This window comes from Mesorhizobium sp. LNJC405B00 (assembly GCF_000502615.1).
GTDB lineage: Bacteria > Pseudomonadota > Alphaproteobacteria > Rhizobiales > Rhizobiaceae > Mesorhizobium.
Genome location: NZ_AYWC01000006.1, coordinates 60348 through 77273 on the forward strand (window position 1 = coordinate 60348; position 16926 = coordinate 77273).

The 16926-nt window shown below is 62.7% G+C and carries 18 protein-coding genes; 7 read left to right on the top strand and 11 right to left on the bottom strand.

From position 1 onward, the window contains the following. Window positions 1-135: 135 nt before the first annotated feature. Window positions 136-423 carry a hypothetical protein gene (locus X756_RS01000000165465; protein ID WP_050589252.1) on the bottom strand — a complete coding sequence of 96 codons (288 nt, stop codon included), beginning with the start codon at window positions 421-423 and terminating at the stop codon, window positions 136-138. Between the two features lie 110 nt (window positions 424-533). On the opposite strand from X756_RS01000000165465, the gene X756_RS152165 reads away from it, so the two are divergent. Then, window positions 534-1259 carry a hypothetical protein gene (locus X756_RS152165; RefSeq protein WP_023729812.1) on the top strand — a complete coding sequence of 242 codons (726 nt, stop codon included), beginning with the start codon at window positions 534-536 and terminating at the stop codon, window positions 1257-1259. A 255-nt stretch (window positions 1260-1514) separates the two neighbouring features. Here the strand turns inward: X756_RS152165 and X756_RS152160 are convergent, their stop codons facing one another. Both X756_RS152160 and cysE read right to left on the bottom strand, forming a co-directional pair. Next, window positions 1515-1718, bottom strand: a complete 204-nt coding sequence (locus X756_RS152160; protein WP_006200852.1) for a DUF3126 family protein — start codon at window positions 1716-1718, stop codon at window positions 1515-1517. 255 nt (window positions 1719-1973) lie between these two features. Continuing rightward, window positions 1974-2822, bottom strand: coding sequence for a serine O-acetyltransferase (gene cysE, locus X756_RS152155; RefSeq protein ID WP_023695384.1), 849 nt, complete (start codon window positions 2820-2822; stop codon window positions 1974-1976). A gap of 133 nt (window positions 2823-2955) precedes the next feature. Here cysE and X756_RS152150 point away from each other — a divergent pair, with 133 nt between their 5' ends. Further along, window positions 2956-3570, top strand: coding sequence for a hypothetical protein (locus X756_RS152150; protein WP_023695385.1), 615 nt, complete (start codon window positions 2956-2958; stop codon window positions 3568-3570). On the opposite strand, the gene X756_RS152145 is transcribed toward X756_RS152150, so the two are convergent. The 4 genes from X756_RS152145 to X756_RS0134255 all read right to left on the bottom strand — a co-directional run bounded on the left by X756_RS152145 (window position 3567) and on the right by X756_RS0134255 (window position 6970). After that, window positions 3567-4043, bottom strand: a complete 477-nt coding sequence (locus X756_RS152145; RefSeq protein ID WP_023710586.1) for a GNAT family N-acetyltransferase — start codon at window positions 4041-4043, stop codon at window positions 3567-3569. The genes X756_RS152150 and X756_RS152145 overlap by 4 nt on opposite strands. A gap of 870 nt (window positions 4044-4913) precedes the next feature. Continuing rightward, window positions 4914-5681, bottom strand: coding sequence for an alpha/beta hydrolase (locus tag X756_RS152135; RefSeq protein WP_023729814.1), 768 nt, complete (start codon window positions 5679-5681; stop codon window positions 4914-4916). Between the two features lie 10 nt (window positions 5682-5691). Further along, the gene (locus X756_RS152130; RefSeq protein WP_023691205.1) at window positions 5692-6264 is read right to left on the bottom strand and encodes a DUF192 domain-containing protein; all 573 of its coding nucleotides are present in this window, start codon (window positions 6262-6264) and stop codon (window positions 5692-5694) included. 109 nt (window positions 6265-6373) lie between these two features. Continuing rightward, complete coding sequence (locus X756_RS0134255) at window positions 6374-6970, bottom strand: cold-shock protein (RefSeq protein ID WP_031238544.1); 597 nt, start codon at window positions 6968-6970, stop codon at window positions 6374-6376. 356 nt (window positions 6971-7326) lie between these two features. On the opposite strand from X756_RS0134255, the gene X756_RS152125 reads away from it, so the two are divergent. Continuing rightward, window positions 7327-7767: a VOC family protein gene (locus X756_RS152125; RefSeq protein ID WP_023667513.1), complete on the top strand. Its 441-nt coding sequence runs from the start codon at window positions 7327-7329 to the stop codon at window positions 7765-7767. Window positions 7768-7899: 132 nt separating this feature from the next. Then, complete coding sequence (locus X756_RS152120; protein WP_023702485.1) at window positions 7900-8193, top strand: DUF2218 domain-containing protein; 294 nt, start codon at window positions 7900-7902, stop codon at window positions 8191-8193. A gap of 111 nt (window positions 8194-8304) precedes the next feature. On the opposite strand, the gene X756_RS152115 is transcribed toward X756_RS152120, so the two are convergent. The 3 genes from X756_RS152115 to ilvA form a co-directional block, all read right to left on the bottom strand. Further along, window positions 8305-9003: an outer membrane protein gene (locus tag X756_RS152115; RefSeq protein WP_023702486.1), complete on the bottom strand. Its 699-nt coding sequence runs from the start codon at window positions 9001-9003 to the stop codon at window positions 8305-8307. A gap of 150 nt (window positions 9004-9153) precedes the next feature. Continuing rightward, window positions 9154-9732: a DUF1697 domain-containing protein gene (locus X756_RS152110; RefSeq protein WP_050589253.1), complete on the bottom strand. Its 579-nt coding sequence runs from the start codon at window positions 9730-9732 to the stop codon at window positions 9154-9156. Further along, window positions 9729-10985, bottom strand: a complete 1257-nt coding sequence (gene ilvA, locus X756_RS152105) for a threonine ammonia-lyase IlvA (protein ID WP_023729816.1) — start codon at window positions 10983-10985, stop codon at window positions 9729-9731. The genes X756_RS152110 and ilvA overlap by 4 nt, the downstream gene beginning before the upstream one ends. Window positions 10986-11108: 123 nt before the next feature. On the opposite strand from ilvA, the gene X756_RS152100 reads away from it, so the two are divergent. The 3 genes from X756_RS152100 to X756_RS152090 all read left to right on the top strand — a co-directional run bounded on the left by X756_RS152100 (window position 11109) and on the right by X756_RS152090 (window position 14983). Continuing rightward, window positions 11109-12512 (top strand): aminopeptidase P family N-terminal domain-containing protein, encoded by a 1404-nt coding sequence (locus tag X756_RS152100; RefSeq protein WP_023729818.1) that lies wholly within the window; start codon window positions 11109-11111, stop codon window positions 12510-12512. Between the two features lie 100 nt (window positions 12513-12612). Beyond that, window positions 12613-13686 (top strand): alpha/beta hydrolase, encoded by a 1074-nt coding sequence (locus tag X756_RS152095; protein WP_023706608.1) that lies wholly within the window; start codon window positions 12613-12615, stop codon window positions 13684-13686. 133 nt (window positions 13687-13819) lie between these two features. Then, on the top strand, window positions 13820-14983 hold the full coding sequence (locus tag X756_RS152090; RefSeq protein WP_031238546.1) for an alpha/beta hydrolase: 1164 nt from the start codon (window positions 13820-13822) through the stop codon (window positions 14981-14983). A 22-nt stretch (window positions 14984-15005) separates the two neighbouring features. On the opposite strand, the gene ade is transcribed toward X756_RS152090, so the two are convergent. Continuing rightward, window positions 15006-16817 carry an adenine deaminase gene (ade, locus tag X756_RS152085; RefSeq protein ID WP_023729820.1) on the bottom strand — a complete coding sequence of 604 codons (1812 nt, stop codon included), beginning with the start codon at window positions 16815-16817 and terminating at the stop codon, window positions 15006-15008. Between the last annotated feature and the right edge of the window lie 109 nt (window positions 16818-16926).

Consider the following 16926-nt stretch of genomic DNA (forward strand, 5'->3'; position numbering starts at 1 on the left):
CAAACCCTAGAACAATCCGAGGAAAACCGCGTGCCGGTTTTCTCCCGCATTTGCCTCAAGGCAAATACCGCGCCAGCGATTCCACCAAAAGCAGAAGCGCACCAGGAGAGCTGATGCCCCAGGAGGCAATGGCGATCAGCACGATGCCCAGCACAGCGCCCAGGCGATCACCGTGCAGCCGCAGGACATCAGCATGAGCGTGGAAATGCGGCCTTCGCGCCGCGCATCGAGCGCATCGTTGGCGAGCATGAACGGCCCGGCGCAAGCGGTCGTGGCCAGCGAGCGCAGGATGTACGCCGGCGACACATAAGGCTCGGCAAAGGCAAGCCGGCGGCCCGCCGCCAGTTCCATCACGGACCCAGCGAGCCCGCAGGCGGTGAGCGCGACGGCAAAAGCGAAGAGAACGGGTAGCAGCAGGCTCATCTTTACCTTCCGTTTACCATGAAATCGCACAGTCGCGTCCAGCGCAGCAAGAGCCATGCCGCGGCATGTGTGCCGCCTAGGGACAGAGGGCGGCGACTATGGGGATTGCGATGAAGCAGGCAGCGACCGCAGAAGAGTTCAACGTCGTCGATTCCGTGCTGATGAAGCGGGTGTTCTATGCTTTTGCCGCACTGGCGCTGCTGTCGCTGGCGATCAGCCTTGGCGGAAAATGGTTCGGCCGCTCGATCGCCATGGCCGGCTACACCGACGACATCACGGTCCACAGGGTAGTGATCGGCAACAATGTCATTGCCGTACCGGCCAACGCCATCCGCTTCCTGCAGGCGCGCCGCGACGGCATCGCTTCGCGGCTCGACCTCTATCTGCGCTATCCCGAAATGGACGGCTACAGCGAAGCCGCCCGCGACGATTTCAACCACACGGGGGCCGCCAAAAACATCATCTTCCTGTCGTTCGAGCCGCAGATGATGTCGCGCGACATGAGCGGCCGTTTCGCACCGATCTACAGCGCGCTCATCAGCCAGCCCGGCGTGCCCGGCCCCGGCGGCACGACGATTTACGGTTTTACGGAAAAATCAGGCTATCTCAACGAGGTGCTTGCGGTCGCCGGCCGGCCCGGCAAGGACCCGTTCGTCGCCCGCTGCCTGAGCGGACCGAGCGCTGAGGAATCGCTGGCGCCCTGCGAGCGCGACATCCAGGTCGGCGACAGCCTCAGCCTGACCTACCGCTTTCCCCGGGAGTTGCTGGGCAACTGGCCGGCGCTTGACGCCGCTATCGTCGCCGAGGCCACGCGCGTCTTAAAGACCGCACGGTAGCGGCCCTCTGCTTTTGTCATACACGGGCGCGAAGCCGCGCGGACCCGAGGATCCGTTCCATGCCCTTGAGGCAGCGAAGCGGTGCAGAATTACTGTTGGGAAGCAGCAGAGGCAGTTCTGGACCGCCACATTCCTGAGCCGAGGGCCGGAATGTATCCCAGCGTCTCAGCGACGCCGCTGTGCGGCTGCTTCTCCCCGGGATGACGATGGCGCAGCTGGCTGCCGCCAATCGCCGAAGTCCGTAGCCGTCTGGGCTCAGGCCAGATCGATGTCGAGGATCGCCATCGAGAAATTATAGTCGCCGTCGTCCTCGTCCTTGAAGACGATGCCGAGGAACTCGTCGCCGACATAGACCTCGGCCGAATCTTCCTTGCGCGGCCGCGCCTTCACCTCGAGTTTGGGATTCTGGAAGACGCGCTTGAAATAGGCGTCCAGCTTTCTGATTTCGTCCGGCTTCAAAAGTCTTCTCCGATCGTCGGGCTTGCTCGTTGGAACGCGCTTCTGGCACGTCGACAATGGCGATGTAAAGGCAAGCCGGTTGGATAGAACGCGAACCCTGGAGCCGGATGATTTCAGGTCGAATCCAAATCCGCCTCTAAATCAAGGAGGTAGAGCATGATGTCGTCCGAAAACCGCTTCACACTTTTCGGCATCATGCTCCAGAGGCAACGGCGCCGGCAACCGGACTCAGTCCGGCACGCCGGGTGTTGCAAATCAGATGTCGAAGCTGACGACCTGGTCCATCGACTGCGACGGCAAAAGCTGGTCCATCTGCCGCGAAGGCTGGTCGCAGCCGGTCTCGCCGACGACGCGGGCCGGTACGCCGGCAACCGTCTTGTTGTGCGGCACCGGCGACAGCACGACCGAGCCTGCCGCGATCTTCGAGCAATGGCCGATCTCGATATTGCCGAGAATCTTGGCGCCGGCGCCGATCAGCACGCCGTAACGGATCTTGGGGTGACGGTCGCCGCCGGCTTTGCCGGTGCCGCCCAGCGTCACGCCGTGCAGGATCGACACATCGTCCTCGATCACCGCCGTCTCGCCGACGACGAGGCCGGTGGCGTGGTCGATGAAGATGCCCTTGCCGATGCGGGCGGCCGGGTTGATGTCGGTCTGGAACACCGAGGACGAGCGGCTCTGCAGATAGAGCGCGAAATCCTTGCGGCCCTGATTCCACAGCCAATGTGCCAGCCTGTGCGTCTGGATGGCATGGAAACCCTTGAAATAGAGCACTGGCATGATGAAGCGGTCGCAGGCCGGATCGCGGTCGTAATAGGCCTGGATGTCGACACGAACGATCGACGACCATTCCTTGTCGTCGGCCAGCATCGACTTGAACGTCTGGCGGATGAGGTCGGAGCCGATGTCCTGATGCGCGAGCCGCTCGGCGAGCCGATGGATGACAGCTTCCTCCAGGCTCTCCTGGTTGAGGATGGTCGAATAGAGGAACGCCGCCAGAAGCGGGTCGCGGTTGACCGCTTCCATCGCCTCGTCGCGGACCGAACGCCAGATCGGATCGACCGGCTGCACCTTTGTGGGGCGGGAAATGCTGATGCTGTTCATCGACGTCTTGTCCTGCGTCCTGGCCGCTTGCCTATTCTCCGGCGGCACATATAAGCCAGATCATAGCACGATTGAACTCAATTTTCCTTAGTGCTCGGTGAAATGGATTTGGTTCACGGAAATTCAAGCCGCCATGGAAAACGAACCCTTGATCGACGCCCCGCTGAAACGCGCGCTTTGCCGGCTCTATCAAGCTCCGGATCGCCACTATCACAACCTCGCCCATATAGAGGCGTTGCTGGCGCTGGCGGACGAATATCGAGCATCGCTGCATGATTCCGGCGCCGTCGAAGCCGCAATCTGGTTCCATGACGCCATCTATGACAGCCGCGCCAAAGACAACGAGGCCAGGAGTGCGGCACTTGCTCAGGACAAACTTGGCGCCCGCACCGATCCGGAGCGCCTCGGCCGCATAGCGGCGATGATCGTCGCCACCGCCACGCATGAGCTGCCCAGCCTTCAACCACGGGGCCTTGCCGATGAGAACGCCCTCCGCGACGCAGCGCTTTTCCTCGACATGGACCTGGCGATCCTGGGTGCGTCACCCGACGCTTTCGACGCCTACGAACAAGCGGTCCGCCGCGAATATGGCTGGGTCGAGGAGCCGATGTGGCGCGCCGGCCGCGGCGTGATTCTCAAGACTTTCCTCGCGCGCCAGCATATTTTTCACTCGCAGGAATTCCGCCAGAGGTTCGAGCCCCAAGCCAGGCAAAACATGGCGCGGTCGCTCGAAACGCTCAAACCCTAATCCGGAAAGGTCTCCATGCGCTGCGCATAGGCTTTGAAACCGGCGCGCCGGTAAACCGCTTGCGCGCCAGGGTGATCGAAGGTGTCGGTGTGAAGCCAGACCCTTTGCGGCGCATGCAACCAGACGGCGCGAAGCGGCTGGTCGAGCAGGAATGGCCCAAACCTGCGGCGGTGGAAGACGGGGATCAGCCCGAAATGAACCAGCTCGACCTCAGGCTGGCCGACGCCGTTGAATTCGCACAGGCCAGCGGCCACGCCCTCGACGCGCAGCACGTGGATATGTGTCGAGGGCAGCGCCAGCAGGCGCTCGAGGTCTTCCGCCGGCATGCGCAGCCGCTGGTCCCATTGCACGGGCTCGCCGACCGCGTGGTAGAGGCTGATATAGTCGGCCACATCAAGTGTTTCACGCGCCACCGTGGCGCCCGATAGCGGGCAGTCGAAAGCCGGCGCCGAATTCGGTTCGCGCATGTCCATATAGGTGACAAAAGCGGCACCGCCTCCGGCTGCAAGCCAGACGAAGATCGATCACCTGAAGGCGCCAACGGACTTGGTGGCCGCCCAAACAAAGAACAGGCCGATCACCAACGACAGCCCGTTGAGGATGATACCAACGATGCCGAGGACACGATTGTCGTTTGAACGTCCCAGTGCCATCAAGCCAAAAACCACGCCGGTGATGTGCGCCAGCGGCGCCGCAACGAGAAACACCACCAGAAAAACCCCGCCGAGGACGTTTTGAGCGGCCAGCGACGCCTCGCCTGGCATCAACGCCAGCGTGACCACCGCCGCAAAATCCATTGCGAACGCCAGCAGGGCCAGGATCACCGAGCGTTTGCCCAAGCTGCTCCGCCCCGCCACGCCGGGCATTGCTATCGTGCTTCTTCCCCATCCGGCCATTACTCGTCCCCGATCAGGTGAAAGCGCCGATCGTCGATGCCATTGCCACAAGCAGCAGGAANGGAAGCCAACCGCCAGGGAGCCGCCGTTGAGCAGGATGCCGACGACCCCAAGCACGCGGCTATCGTTCGAACGCACCAGCGCCATCAGCCCGAAAATCAATCCGGCAATATGCGCCAACGGCCCTGCCAGCAGGAAAACCGCCATGAAGAAAGCCGTGGCGATGTTCTGGGCACGCTCGGATGCGTGGGCCGGCAGCGCCACCATTGTGGTCAGCGCTATCACACCGGCACCGAAGGCGAGCAGCGCCAGGATGACGGAACGCTTGCCGAACATGCTTGTCACGACGGCGCCCGGCAGAGCGTCGGCGCTTCTTCCCCATTGAGCCATTGTTTGCCACCCCTCGCCGGCCGCCCAATCCATATCGCCCGAAAAATCGCTTACCGGTTAAAGCGGATTTTCGGCATAAAACTCCAAAACCCGCTGCTTGAAGGTCTTGTCGCCCACAGCCAGCATATGGTCGCGGCCGTCTATGTGAAACACCTTGGCGTTCGGCATCAGCGCGGCGAGCTCGTCGGGCGAGCCGCCGATATCGTCTGTCGTCCCGACCGCAATCAGCGTCGGTTGGGCGATGCGCGTCATGTCGTGTTCGCTGAGCAGTTCGCGCGACGTGGCGATGCAGGCAGCCAATGCCCGGCGGTCGCTGCGCGTCTGATCGGCAAAGGCGCGAAAGGAGCGACCGCGCGGATGGCTGGTGGCGGCCGGATCGTCGGCCAGCAGCGCCTCGGCGATCGGATCCCAGTCGCCGACGCCGTCGACCATGCCGATGCCGAGGCCGCCGAAGACCAGCGTCGCCACCTTGTCGGGATCGGACAGCGCCAGGAACGCCGCGATGCGCGCGCCCATCGAATAGCCCATGACATGCGCGCGGCCGATGCCGAGATGGTCGAGCAGGGCCGCCGCGTCCGAAGCCATTTTGGCCGGGGTGTAGTCGGCCTCGTCATAGCTTTTCGACGACGAGCCGTGGCCGCGATTGTCGAAGGCGATGGCGCGATAGCCGGCATCGTTCAGCGTCTTGAACCAGCCGGGCGATACCCAGTTGACATAGTGGCTGGAGGCAAAGCCGTGGATCATCAGCACCGGATCGCCCGCCCCCGACGCCGGCCGGCGGTCGAGGAAGGCGAAGTCGAACCCGTCATGGGAGAAGAATTGCATCGGGAGCGGCTCAGCCGGCGCCGGGCGTGGGCGCGTTGCCCTTGTCCGATGGCGGCATGCCGGGGCCGGACACCGTGCCGACGGCCGGATGGCGCAGCAGATCGCCATGGTCGATGCCGTTTTTGGCGGCGGTGCCGGCCTTGAGCTCCAGCACGAAGCGCACTGGCACACCCGGCGAGATGACTGCATCGGACAATGGAGTGCCGTGCTTGACGGCCCGCACCTTGCCGTCCTGTCCAACAAAGATCAGGTCGAGCGGCATCGGCGTGTTGTGCATCCAGAAGCCGACCTGCTTCTGCATCTCGAAGACGAACAGCATGCCATGATTGTCGGCCATATCCTGGCGATACATCAGGCCGGCCTCGCGTTCCGAGTCGGTGTCGGCGACTTCGATCGAAAAGGATTTATCGCCCCCTTTCGTCGCCACGACCAAGGGTGTCGGATCGACGGGAAGGATCATCGCCTGACCGCCGGCGATCGTCTGCTGGGATGCGGTCGGCTGCCCGGAATAGAAGTAAGCGCCTGCGGCTACCGCAACGATGACGCAGAGCGCGCCCGCTGTCAGCCAGTTCCTGTACGCCATTGGAAATCCTCGACCAAAGAGATCCCTAAAAGTGGTCTCAGGTATTCGGATAAGATCGTGGTGAAACCAAGAAAAACGCCGTCCTGACTTCCTCAGGAAGGCTCGCGTCCTAATGCGCGACCGGCAAGGTGCCCATATCGGGGTGAATCTCGGCAGCCATGAGGCCCTTGTCACCGCGTCCGAATCGCACCAGCACGACCTGTCCGGGCCTGAGCTCGGTGATGCCATAGCGGCGCAGCGTCTCCATATGGACGAAGATATCCTCGGTGCCCTCGCCGCGCGTCAGAAAGCCGAAGCCCTTGGTGCGGTTGAACCACTTGACCAGCGCCCGCTCGAGCCCGCTTTCCGGCGTCACCGCCACATGGGTGCGCTGTTCCTGCATCTCGGCCGGATGGACCGCCGTAGTGGTGTCCATGGACAGCACCCGGAACGCCTGCAAACCACGGTCGCCGTGCTTGACAAGGCACACGACACGCGCGCCCTCCAATGCAGTATGAAAACCGTCCTTTCGAAGGCAGGTGACATGGAGGAGGATGTCGCCCGAAGAACCGTCATCGGGAAGTATGAAACCGTAGCCCTTGGCCACGTCGAACCATTTGATGGCGCCGGCGATTTCGACAAGGTCGGCGCTATCGCCGCCACTGTCACTCTTCAGGGCGTCGTCAAGGTTCTCATCCCGCCTCGTGAAAGAGGCCTTATCCCCCATAAGAACGCCCCCTTTTTTTCAAGAAAACCGCAAGTGATTCTTGACATTAGATTAACACCGCCGCTTCCGGGGTGTGCAAGACCTGCCGTGCCTTTTTTCGCGGTTGAATACAGGAATAGCTGACTTGTTGTTTGCCGGCGTCGCTGCCGACAGCAATGACGATCCATCAAGGCGGTCAACCGGTCGGCAATTTGCAAGGGATTTCGCCGAAATCGGCAACCACTTGTGTCCGGCGCTTTTGTCAGAGCCATCTGATTTTTCCAAAACCGGTGACCACTTTCAGTCCGATGCTCGTTGCCCTTCGGCGGGGTGGACCTTATGTTGCCTCGCAACCCAAACATCCCCGAGGAAATCCCATGCGCTACCTCCACACAATGGTCCGTGTCGCCGACGTCGATGTCTCGCTCGATTTCTACTGCAACAAGCTCGGCCTTAAGGAAGTGCGCCGCTACGAAAACGAGCAGGGCCGATTCACGCTGATCTTCCTCGCCGCCTCCGAGGATGTAGAAAGCGGCATCACTGAGAAGGCGCCGCTGATCGAACTGACCTACAATTGGGACCCGGAGGAGTACAAGGGCGGACGCAATTTCGGCCACCTCGCCTATGAGGTCGACGACATCTACGCCACCTGTCAGCATCTGATGGACAATGGCGTCATCATCAACCGGCCGCCGCGCGACGGCAACATGGCCTTCGTCAAGTCGCCGGACGGCATCTCCTTCGAACTGCTGCAGAAGGGCCCGGCCAAGCCCAAGGCTGAGCCGTGGGCATCGATGCCGAACACCGGCACCTGGTAGCGATCACGCCATCTTGAGCGAGGCGGCCGCGCCGACAAGCCGGCCCCTTTGCCATTTCGAGCAACGGCACCTATTTACCTGCCTGTCGCGCCAGCCAAGCAAAGCCAGTGCCTCACCCAGGAGAATTCATTTATGCCGACCAGCCGTGCCGATGTCTCCACCGCGTATGCCAGCCGCTATTTGCAGCAGTTGTGCAAGCACTGGGCGCACAAATTTCCCGTCGAGTTCGATCCGAACCACGGCACCATCGATCTGTCACTCGGCCGCACGGTTCTCGATGCCGATGCGGCAGCGCTGCATATCACGGTGTCGACGGATGAAAGCGGATCGCTGGAGCGCATGGAGAGCGTCGTTGCCGATCACATCAAGCGCTTCGCCTTCCGCGAGGAGCTGACTTTCGAGTGGAAGCAGGCTCCGGCGACCTGATCTGCGGTCAGCCGCAACGCCGAACGCCGGAAGCTGCCAGCCCCAGATCCAAATAAAGCTATGGCGTCGCATGGTAGCGACGCCATCTGAACTTTCGGAGCGGCCGATCGATCAGAACTTGTAATTTAGGCCGATCTTGATCGTATGGGCGTCGATCTTCACTTTCGCCTTGTCGCCATCGTTGTCGGTCAGACCAACCTTGCCGAAATCGAAGTACTGATATTCCAGCTTGGTGGTCCATTTATCGGAAAAGGCCCATTCGACACCGCCGCCGATCGTGTACCCGACACGACCGCCGCTTTTCGATGCATTGCTGTCTGGGTCAATATCACCGCCGTCGAGGTCGCCGTAGCTCAATTTGTAGTGGGTCGCCGCGACACCGCCTTTGGCATAGATCAGCAGGCTGTCGGTCGCAAAGCCCAGGCGTGCGGTCAGATCGCCGTAGACGCCCAGTTTCGTCGATCCGAAGTTATCGGGGTCCTCAACGACAAAGTTGTCACCTTTGACCCCGAGATAGCCCAAATCCGCTTCAACGCCATAGACGAATGCACCGGACTGCCAGTTGTAACCAGCCTGGACGCCACCCAGAAACCCGTCAGTATCGACGTCCAACGTCTGGCCGGCATCTTCTTCGAAGAAATCGCCGGTCGGGTCGACGGCGTTCCCGCGTCCCCAGCCGTAGCCGGCGTTGATGCCGACATAGCCGCCGGACCAGACAAATCCCGCTGGTGCTGTCTCGATCACGTCGGCGGCGAAAGTCCCGCCGCAGGCTGCCGCCAGAAAAGTCGATGCAAGAAGCAGTCGTTTCATGAAATTTCCCCGAAATGCCCGTACCTGTCTTGAGCTACCAACGGGGCGAGAGATAGATCAATAGAAAATGTTGAAACCACCACAACAGGGCAGCCAAAAATCAGATCGTTGTTGCAAAACGGCGACATCCACCAGCACGGGGGAGAAAGATTAAGGGTTCTGCATCATCTGCAGCAGCGCCAGCACCGACCGCCAGTTGCGCGCGGTGCCCGGCACTTTCAGCATGCGCGGGATCAGCCCGGCGAACACCGATTTGCCGAGCCCGTCCGGCGCCTTGAGGTAAAGCACGTCGCCCTTGACCTCAAAGCTTTCCGGGCCGGTGCATTTTTCGGCAAGCCTGGCGATCTCGTCCGCCGTCGGCTGGCGCTCCAGCGTGTAGGCGTGAAGCTTGGTCGGATCGCTGGCGACTTCCGGATACGGATTCTCCTTCACCAACCGTTCGAACCAGGAGAGATCGCGCACCATGATGCGCGAATGAAAGCCCCATTTCTTCTCGAAAGCGGCTTCGATCTGTTTCGTCAGCGTGGCGGCGTCGCCCTTCCTGGCCCGGAACACGACATTGCCGCTCTGTACATAGCTGGCGACGTCCGAGAAACCGAACTCTTCGAAAAACGCTCGCAACTCCGCCATCTTGACGATGCGGTTGCCGCCGACGTTGATGCCGGAAAACAGCGCGACGAAGACCACCCTTCGCTCTTCGAGCTTCGGGTGGCAGGCTGTACCGCTCATATGATGAACCCGGCCAGGGTCTCGTTGTCGGTGATGTCCTGATAGTGCACGCCCTCGGCCTCGAAATTTGCCCTCAGCAGATCGAAGTTACGCCGGTCTTTGGTTTCGATGCCGATAAGCACAGAGCCGAAATTGCGTGCCGATTTCTTCAGATATTCGAAGCGGGCGATATCATCGTCGGGACCGAGCAGTTCGAGGAAGTCGCGCAGCGCGCCCGGCCGCTGCGGAAAGCGGATGATGAAGTATTTCTTCAGCCCCTCGAAGCGCAGCGCCCGCTCCTTCACGTCGGGCAGCCGCTCGAAATCGAAATTGCCGCCCGACACCACCGCGACGATGGTCTTGCCGCGGATTTCCTTGCGCGAAAAATCCTTCAACGCGTCGATCGCCAAGGCACCGGCCGGCTCCAGCACCACACCTTCGATGTTGAGCATCTCGATCATGGTGGCGCAGAGCCGGTTCTCAGGGATCAGCCGCACCGCCTGAGCGGCGAACTCCTTGAGGTGGCGCAACGGCTCGCGGCCGATCTCGGCCACCGCCGCGCCGTCGACGAAATTGTCGACATTGGCGAGCCGGACGCGCTTGCCGCTGGCGAGGCTCTGATGCAGGCTCGGCGCACCGGCCGGTTCGCAAAAGACGTAGCGCGCGTCACGTTGCTGATCGGCGAAATAGTGCGTCACCCCCGCGGCCAGGCCACCGCCGCCGACCGGCAGCATGATGATGTCGGGCATGCGCGCGCCTGGCATCTGGTCGGCGATCTCATAGGCGACCGTCGCCTGCCCCTCGATAATATCCTTGTGGTCGAAGGGCGGCACCATATGCGCGCCGGAACTTTCGGTGAATTCGAAGGCGGCGCGGTAGCAGTCGTCGAAGAAGTCGCCGACCAGCCTGATCTCGACGAAATCGCCGCCGAACAGCCGCGTCTTGTCTATCTTTTGCTGCGGCGTCGTCACCGGCATGAAGACCACGCCCCTTTTGCCGAAATGGCGGCAGACGAAGGCAAAGCCTTGCGCATGGTTGCCGGCCGAGGCGCAGACGAACAGCTCGGCCTCGTTGCCGGCGGCAAGCGCCTTGCGGAAAAAGTTGAAGGCGCCGCGGATCTTGTAGGAGCGCACCGGCGAAAGATCCTCGCGCTTCAACAGCACCCGAGCCCCCGTCTTCTTCGACAGATAGTCGTTTTCCTGCAGCGGCGTTTCGGGAAAGATCTCGCGGATCGCGGCTGCGGCGGTGGCGACACGGGAGGAGAAACTGTTCATGGCGCCGTCACCTCTGGATCGAATGGTTCGAAGGCGAAGCCTATTGCACAATTCGCCGTTTGCAGCCACCGATGCGGCGCGGCCGCTTTGACGCGCCAGCAGGAATCCATTGGAGCCATCTTCATGCCTGTTTCGGCTGTCGCCCTGAAGACCGTAGACCTTCCTGAATTCGGCGAACCAACAGTGATGCCGCTAGTTCAGCGGCGGACCTACGAAGCGCGCATCGAGGCTCTGCTGGCGCGCGGCGCCGAGGCCGGGCTCGACGCCTTTGCCGTCTATGGCGACCGCGAGCACGCGGCCAATGTCGCCTATCTCAGTGGTTACGATCCGCGTTTCGAGGAGACGCTGCTGGTCATCGTTCCCGGCAGCCAGCCAAAACTTCTCGTCGGCAATGAGGGTTGGGGCTATGCCGAAATCTGCGACGGGCCTTACGAGCGCGTCCTCTACCAGACCTTCTCGCTGCCGGCGCAGCCACGCGACCGCTCGGCCTCTCTATCCGACACGCTTGCCGCCTGCGGCCTGAAAGCCGGCCAGAAGATCGGCGCCATCGGCTGGAAGCCGTTCGGGCCCGGCGATGGCGGCTTTGGCGAGACGACGCTCGACCTGCCGTCCTTCATCGCCGATACGCTGCGCACACTGGCCGGCGACAGAGGCGCGGTGGTCAACGCCGCCAACCTGTTGATGAACCCATCCGACGGCCTACGCGCCATCAACGAGGCAGACCAATTGGCGTCCTTCGAATTCGCCGCGACCTTTTCCTCGCAGGGCCTGCGCAACGTGCTTGGGAATATTGAGCCCGGCATGAGCGAATTGCAGGCCGCGCGGCTGATGGGGATCAACGGCCTGCCCCTGTGCTGCCACCCGATGCTGTCCGCCGGCAGGCGTGCGCCCTACGGCTTGCCTAGCCCGCGCCTCGACATCATCAAGCGCGGCGATCCCGTCACCATGGCCTATGGCGTCCAGGGCTCGCTCAACGCCCGCGCCGGCTTCCTTGTCGAGAGCGCCGCGGAACTGCCGCGCGAGATAAGCGACTATGTCGAACAGCTGGTAGCGCCCTATTTCGCCGCCGTCGTCGACTGGTACGAGACCATCGGCATAGGCGTTGCCGGCGGAGCGCTTTGGAAAGCCGTGCATGACCGCATAGGCGACCCGTTCTTCGGCGTCTCGCTCAATCCCGGCCATCTCGTCCATATCGACGAATGGATGCATTCGCCGGTGTTTTCCGGCTCGGACATCAAGCTGCAATCGGGCATGGCGCTGCAGGTCGACATCATTCCGGCGACCGGAACCAGCTATTTCACCACCAACATCGAAGACGGTATCGCGCTTGCCGATGAGTCCCTGCGCGAGGAGATCGCGGCCCGCTATCCCGAGGCATGGCGCCGCATCGAGGCGCGCCGCGCCTTCATGGGCGATGTGCTCGGCATCAGGCTCAAGCCCGAGGTATTGCCCTTCTCCAACATCCCTGCGTTCCTGCCGCCATTCTGGCTTTCGCGCAACAGTGCGATGACCGTGGCTCGACGCTGACCACATTTCGGCTGGACACGACTTACTTCTGCCGCACTCTCACTGTCCGGGAGGTGCCGCGGGGGTATATGGGCCTTTTGGCCGGAGTGGAATTTTTGACGTGCGTTTGAAGACGATTTGCATTCTTGCACTTGCCCTGTTGATCGCCGGCTGCGGCGGCCGCAAAACCGAGGAACTGCTCGGCAGCGCCGTCATGTCCACGCCGGTGACCGAAATCTCGGGCAATCACTCGATCTTCATTGCCACCACACGCAAGAAATCCGACGATCCCAACAAAGTTTTCGACGGCGAACGCTCGGCGACGCTGAACTACGCCCGCGTCACCGTCACCGTTCCCGGCATCCACCAGACCGGCCAGATCGAGCGCCGCTCGCGCGGCAGGTCCAACGACCCAGCGAAGTACTTCATGGCCTCCGAGGTCGTCGGCTACGATGCGCAGCCGAAATTCTCCAGTGCGCTCAATGCCGACATTGCCGCGCGCGGCGGCCGCGTCATGGTCTTCGTGCATGGCTACAACACCGGCTTCGACGACGCGGTCTACCGCCTGACCCAGATCGTCCACGATTCCGGCTATCCCGGCACGCCGGTGCTGTTTTCCTGGGCATCCGGCGCCAGAACCACCGACTATGTCTATGACAAGGAAAGCGCCAGCGCCGCCCGCGATCAGCTGGAGGTGACATTGCGCATGCTGCAGCAGTCCGGCGCGCGGCGCATCGACATCGTCGCCCACTCGCTCGGAACCTGGGTGACCATGGAAACGCTGCGCCAGATGGCCATCACCGGCGACCGCGATCTCGGCGGCAAGCTCGGCGATGTCGTGCTGGCCTCTCCGGACATCGACGTCGACGTCTTCAAGAGCCAGATGCGCCGCTACGGCAAGCCGGACAAGCCGTTCATCCTGCTGCTCTCCGACGACGACCGTGCGCTGCGGCTCTCAGGCCTGATTGCCGGCTCGCGGCCACGCGTCGGCGACTACAAGGATGCCGCCGACCTCGCCGCTTATGGCGTCACCGTGGTCGACCTCTCCAAGGTCAAGGGAGGCGACAGCTTCAACCACACCAAGTTCGCCGACAATCCCGAACTGGTGAAGATGATCGGCCAGCGGCTGCGCGAGGATGACGGCTTTGCCAGCGACCAGACGGTGACCGACCGCATCAGCGCGCTCGGACAATAAGGCTGTTGCCTTGCGGCGACCGTCGCCGCGTGAGGTCGCGAATGCCGCTCGGCCCGATCACTTTCAACTGGACCGGGCCGGTCTCTGCCTCTACGACATTGAAATCGGCGCCAATGCGCCAGCGGGAGCCCGCGTGAACGAGCGTTGGAAGACTGTCCTGGTCCTTGCGTTCGCGCTCGCTGCCGCCGGCTGCGCCGGCCCGAACACCCATGACCTGTTGAACAAGACGACGGTTTCGGTGCCTGCCTCCGACATCGCGGCCACCCACGAAATCTTCGTCGCCACCACCCGCAAGCAGGCGACCAAGGACCCACGCCAGGTGTTCGATGGCGATCGCTCGCTGACCACCAGCTACGCCCGTGTCGACGTCACCGTGCCGAAGGTCCACCAGGTCGGCGCCATCGAGCGCGCCAAGGGCTCGGCCAATTCGAACCCGGCCAAGCAATTCACCGTCACCGATGTCGTCCACTATGGCGACGCCTCGCAATTCGCCAAGGCCGTCGGCGCCAACATCACCATGAATGGCGACCGCGCGCTGGTCTTCGTCCACGGCTTCAACAACGGCTTCGACGATGGGGTCTACCGGCTGACGCAGATCGCCCACGACACCGAATATCCCGGCACGCCGATCTTGTTTTCGTGGGCTTCGAGCGGCAAGACCACGGGCTATATCTACGACAAGGACAGTGCCAACGCCGCGCGCGACGACCTCGAGGCGACGCTCAGGATGCTCGCCAAGACAAAGGTCAAGAGCATCGACATCATCGCGCATTCGATGGGAACCTGGGTGACGATGGAAGCGCTGCGCCAGCTCGCCATCACCGGCGACCGCGATCTCGACGGCAAGCTCGGCCGTGTTGTCCTGGCATCGCCCGATATCGATGTCGACGTCTTCAAGAAGCAGATGATCCGCTACGGCAAGCCCGACAGGCCGTTCGTCATCCTGCTTTCCGCCGACGACCGTGCTCTGAGACTGTCCAGCCTGCTATCCGGCGACAAGCCGCGCGTCGGCGACTACGGCAACGCCGCCGACATTGCCAGTTACGGCGTCGTTGTGGCCGACCTCAGCCAGATCAAGGGCGGCGACCGCCTGAACCACGCCAAATTCGCCGACAACCCGTTCCTGGTGCAATTGCTCGGCGACCGTCTGCGCGCTCCAGCCGGCCTGGCATCGGACGAACCCACGCAGGGCCAGATCGACAATCTCGGCCGAGGCCTCGGCAAGGCAGTCGGATCCGTCGCCGAGATCATCATCACCACGCCATTCAAGGTGCTGACCATCGCCACCGGCGGATGAGAGCCAAGCACCGGGGCTGATCTCAGATAAACAAACCTACCTTCTGGAACGTCGTCACGTCGATCAGGCCGACATCGGAAATCCTGAGTTCCGGGATGACGACCAGCGCCAGCAGCGAGTGCTGCATGTAGGCGTTGTTGAGCGAGCAGCCCATCTTGCGCATCGCCTCGGTCAGTTTCTCCGCCTTGGCCGCCACGATTTCCGCCCGCTCGTCCGACATCAGCCCGGCGATCGGCATTTCGACCAGCGCAAGCTCCTTGCCCTTCGAAAACAGCACCACGCCCCCGCCGACCTCGCCCAGCCGGTTGACGGCCAGGGCCATGTCTTCCTTGTTGGTGCCGACGCAGATGATGTGGTGGGCATCATGTGCGACGCTCGACGCCATGGCGCAGTCGCCCATATAGCCGAAGCCTGAGACGAAGGCATTGGTGACGCCGCCGGTGCCGCGGTGGCGCTCGACCAGCGCGATCTGGCAGATGTCGTTGCGGCGGTCCATGGCGACCAGCCCGTCCTCGACCGGCAGGTCGGCCTCCAGCGCCCGCGTCGGCGCCTGGTTTTCGATCACGCCGATGACCCGCACCCGCACCTCGTTGGCGCCCTTGGGCGCCGCAATGTCGAAGTCGCCTGGCTTCAGCTTCTTGCCGAGCTTGACGGTGTTCTTCGCCGATTTGGGGTAATCATAGGCCGGAATGTCGATCTCGAGCTTGCCGCCCTTGGCCAGCCTGACGCCGCGGCCATAGACCTCGTCGATGGTCATGGCGGCGAGATCGGAGACGATCAGCAGATCGGCCAGCCGTCCCGGCGCGATCGAGCCGATCTCGCGCTCCAGCTTGAAATGCTGGGCGGTATTCAGCGTCGCCATCTGGATCGCCGTCACCGGCTTCAATCCCTGTTGGATGGCGTGGCGCACCACCCGGTCCATATGGCCTTCATGCACCAGCGTGCCGGAATGGCTGTCGTCGGTGCACAGGATGAAGTTGCGCGGGTCGAGCCCGCTCTCGGTCACCGCCTTGATCTGCGAGGCAACATCGTACCAGGCCGAGCCCAGCCGCAGCATTGCCTTCATACCCTGGCGCACACGGGCGATTGCGTCCTCGGCGCGTGTGCCTTCATGGTCGTCCTCCGGCCCGCCGGCGACATAGCCATGGAACGGCAGGCCGAGATCGCGCGACGCATAGTGGCCGCCGACCGTCTTGCCCGCTCGCACCGTGGCGGCGATCTCGCCCGACATCACCGTATCGTTGGCCACGACACCGGGAAAATTCATCACTTCGCCGAGCCCGATGATGTTTTCCCAGGTCATCGCCTCGGTGACATCGGCGACCGTCAGTTCGGCCCCGGCATGCTCCAGACCCGGCGCCGACGGCACGCAGGACGGCATCTGAACGTGCACGTTGATCGGCATGGCGACGGCCTCGTCATGCATCAGCCGCACGCCGGGCAGGCCCAGCACGTTGGCGATCTCATGCGGATCGATGAACATCGAGGTGGTGCCGTGCGGGATGACGGCGCGACAGAACTCGGTGACGGTCACCATGCCGCTCTCGACATGCATGTGCGCGTCGCACAGGCCGGGCACGAGATAGCGGCCGCCGGCGTCGACCACCTTGGTGCCCTGGCCGATGGCATGACTGGCATTCGGCCCGCAATAGGCGAAGCGGCCGCCGGCAACGGCGATGTCGGTGCCGGCTATGATTTCGCCGGAGTGCACGTTCACCCAGCGGCCGTTGCGAATGACGAGATCGGCAGGCTTGCGCCCCGTCGCGACGTCGACCAGATGCGTCGCCATCTCGGTCCAGGGCTTGGGTTTCGTCGCCGACGGCTGCTTGGCCATGAAAGACTCCTGTTTGCCCGACTGTGCCAAGCCGGCAACGTTTTGACCAGCGATTGCGGACGAAATCCGGTCGATGAGAACTCGCCCGGGCGGATGCGCCGCACCTGCT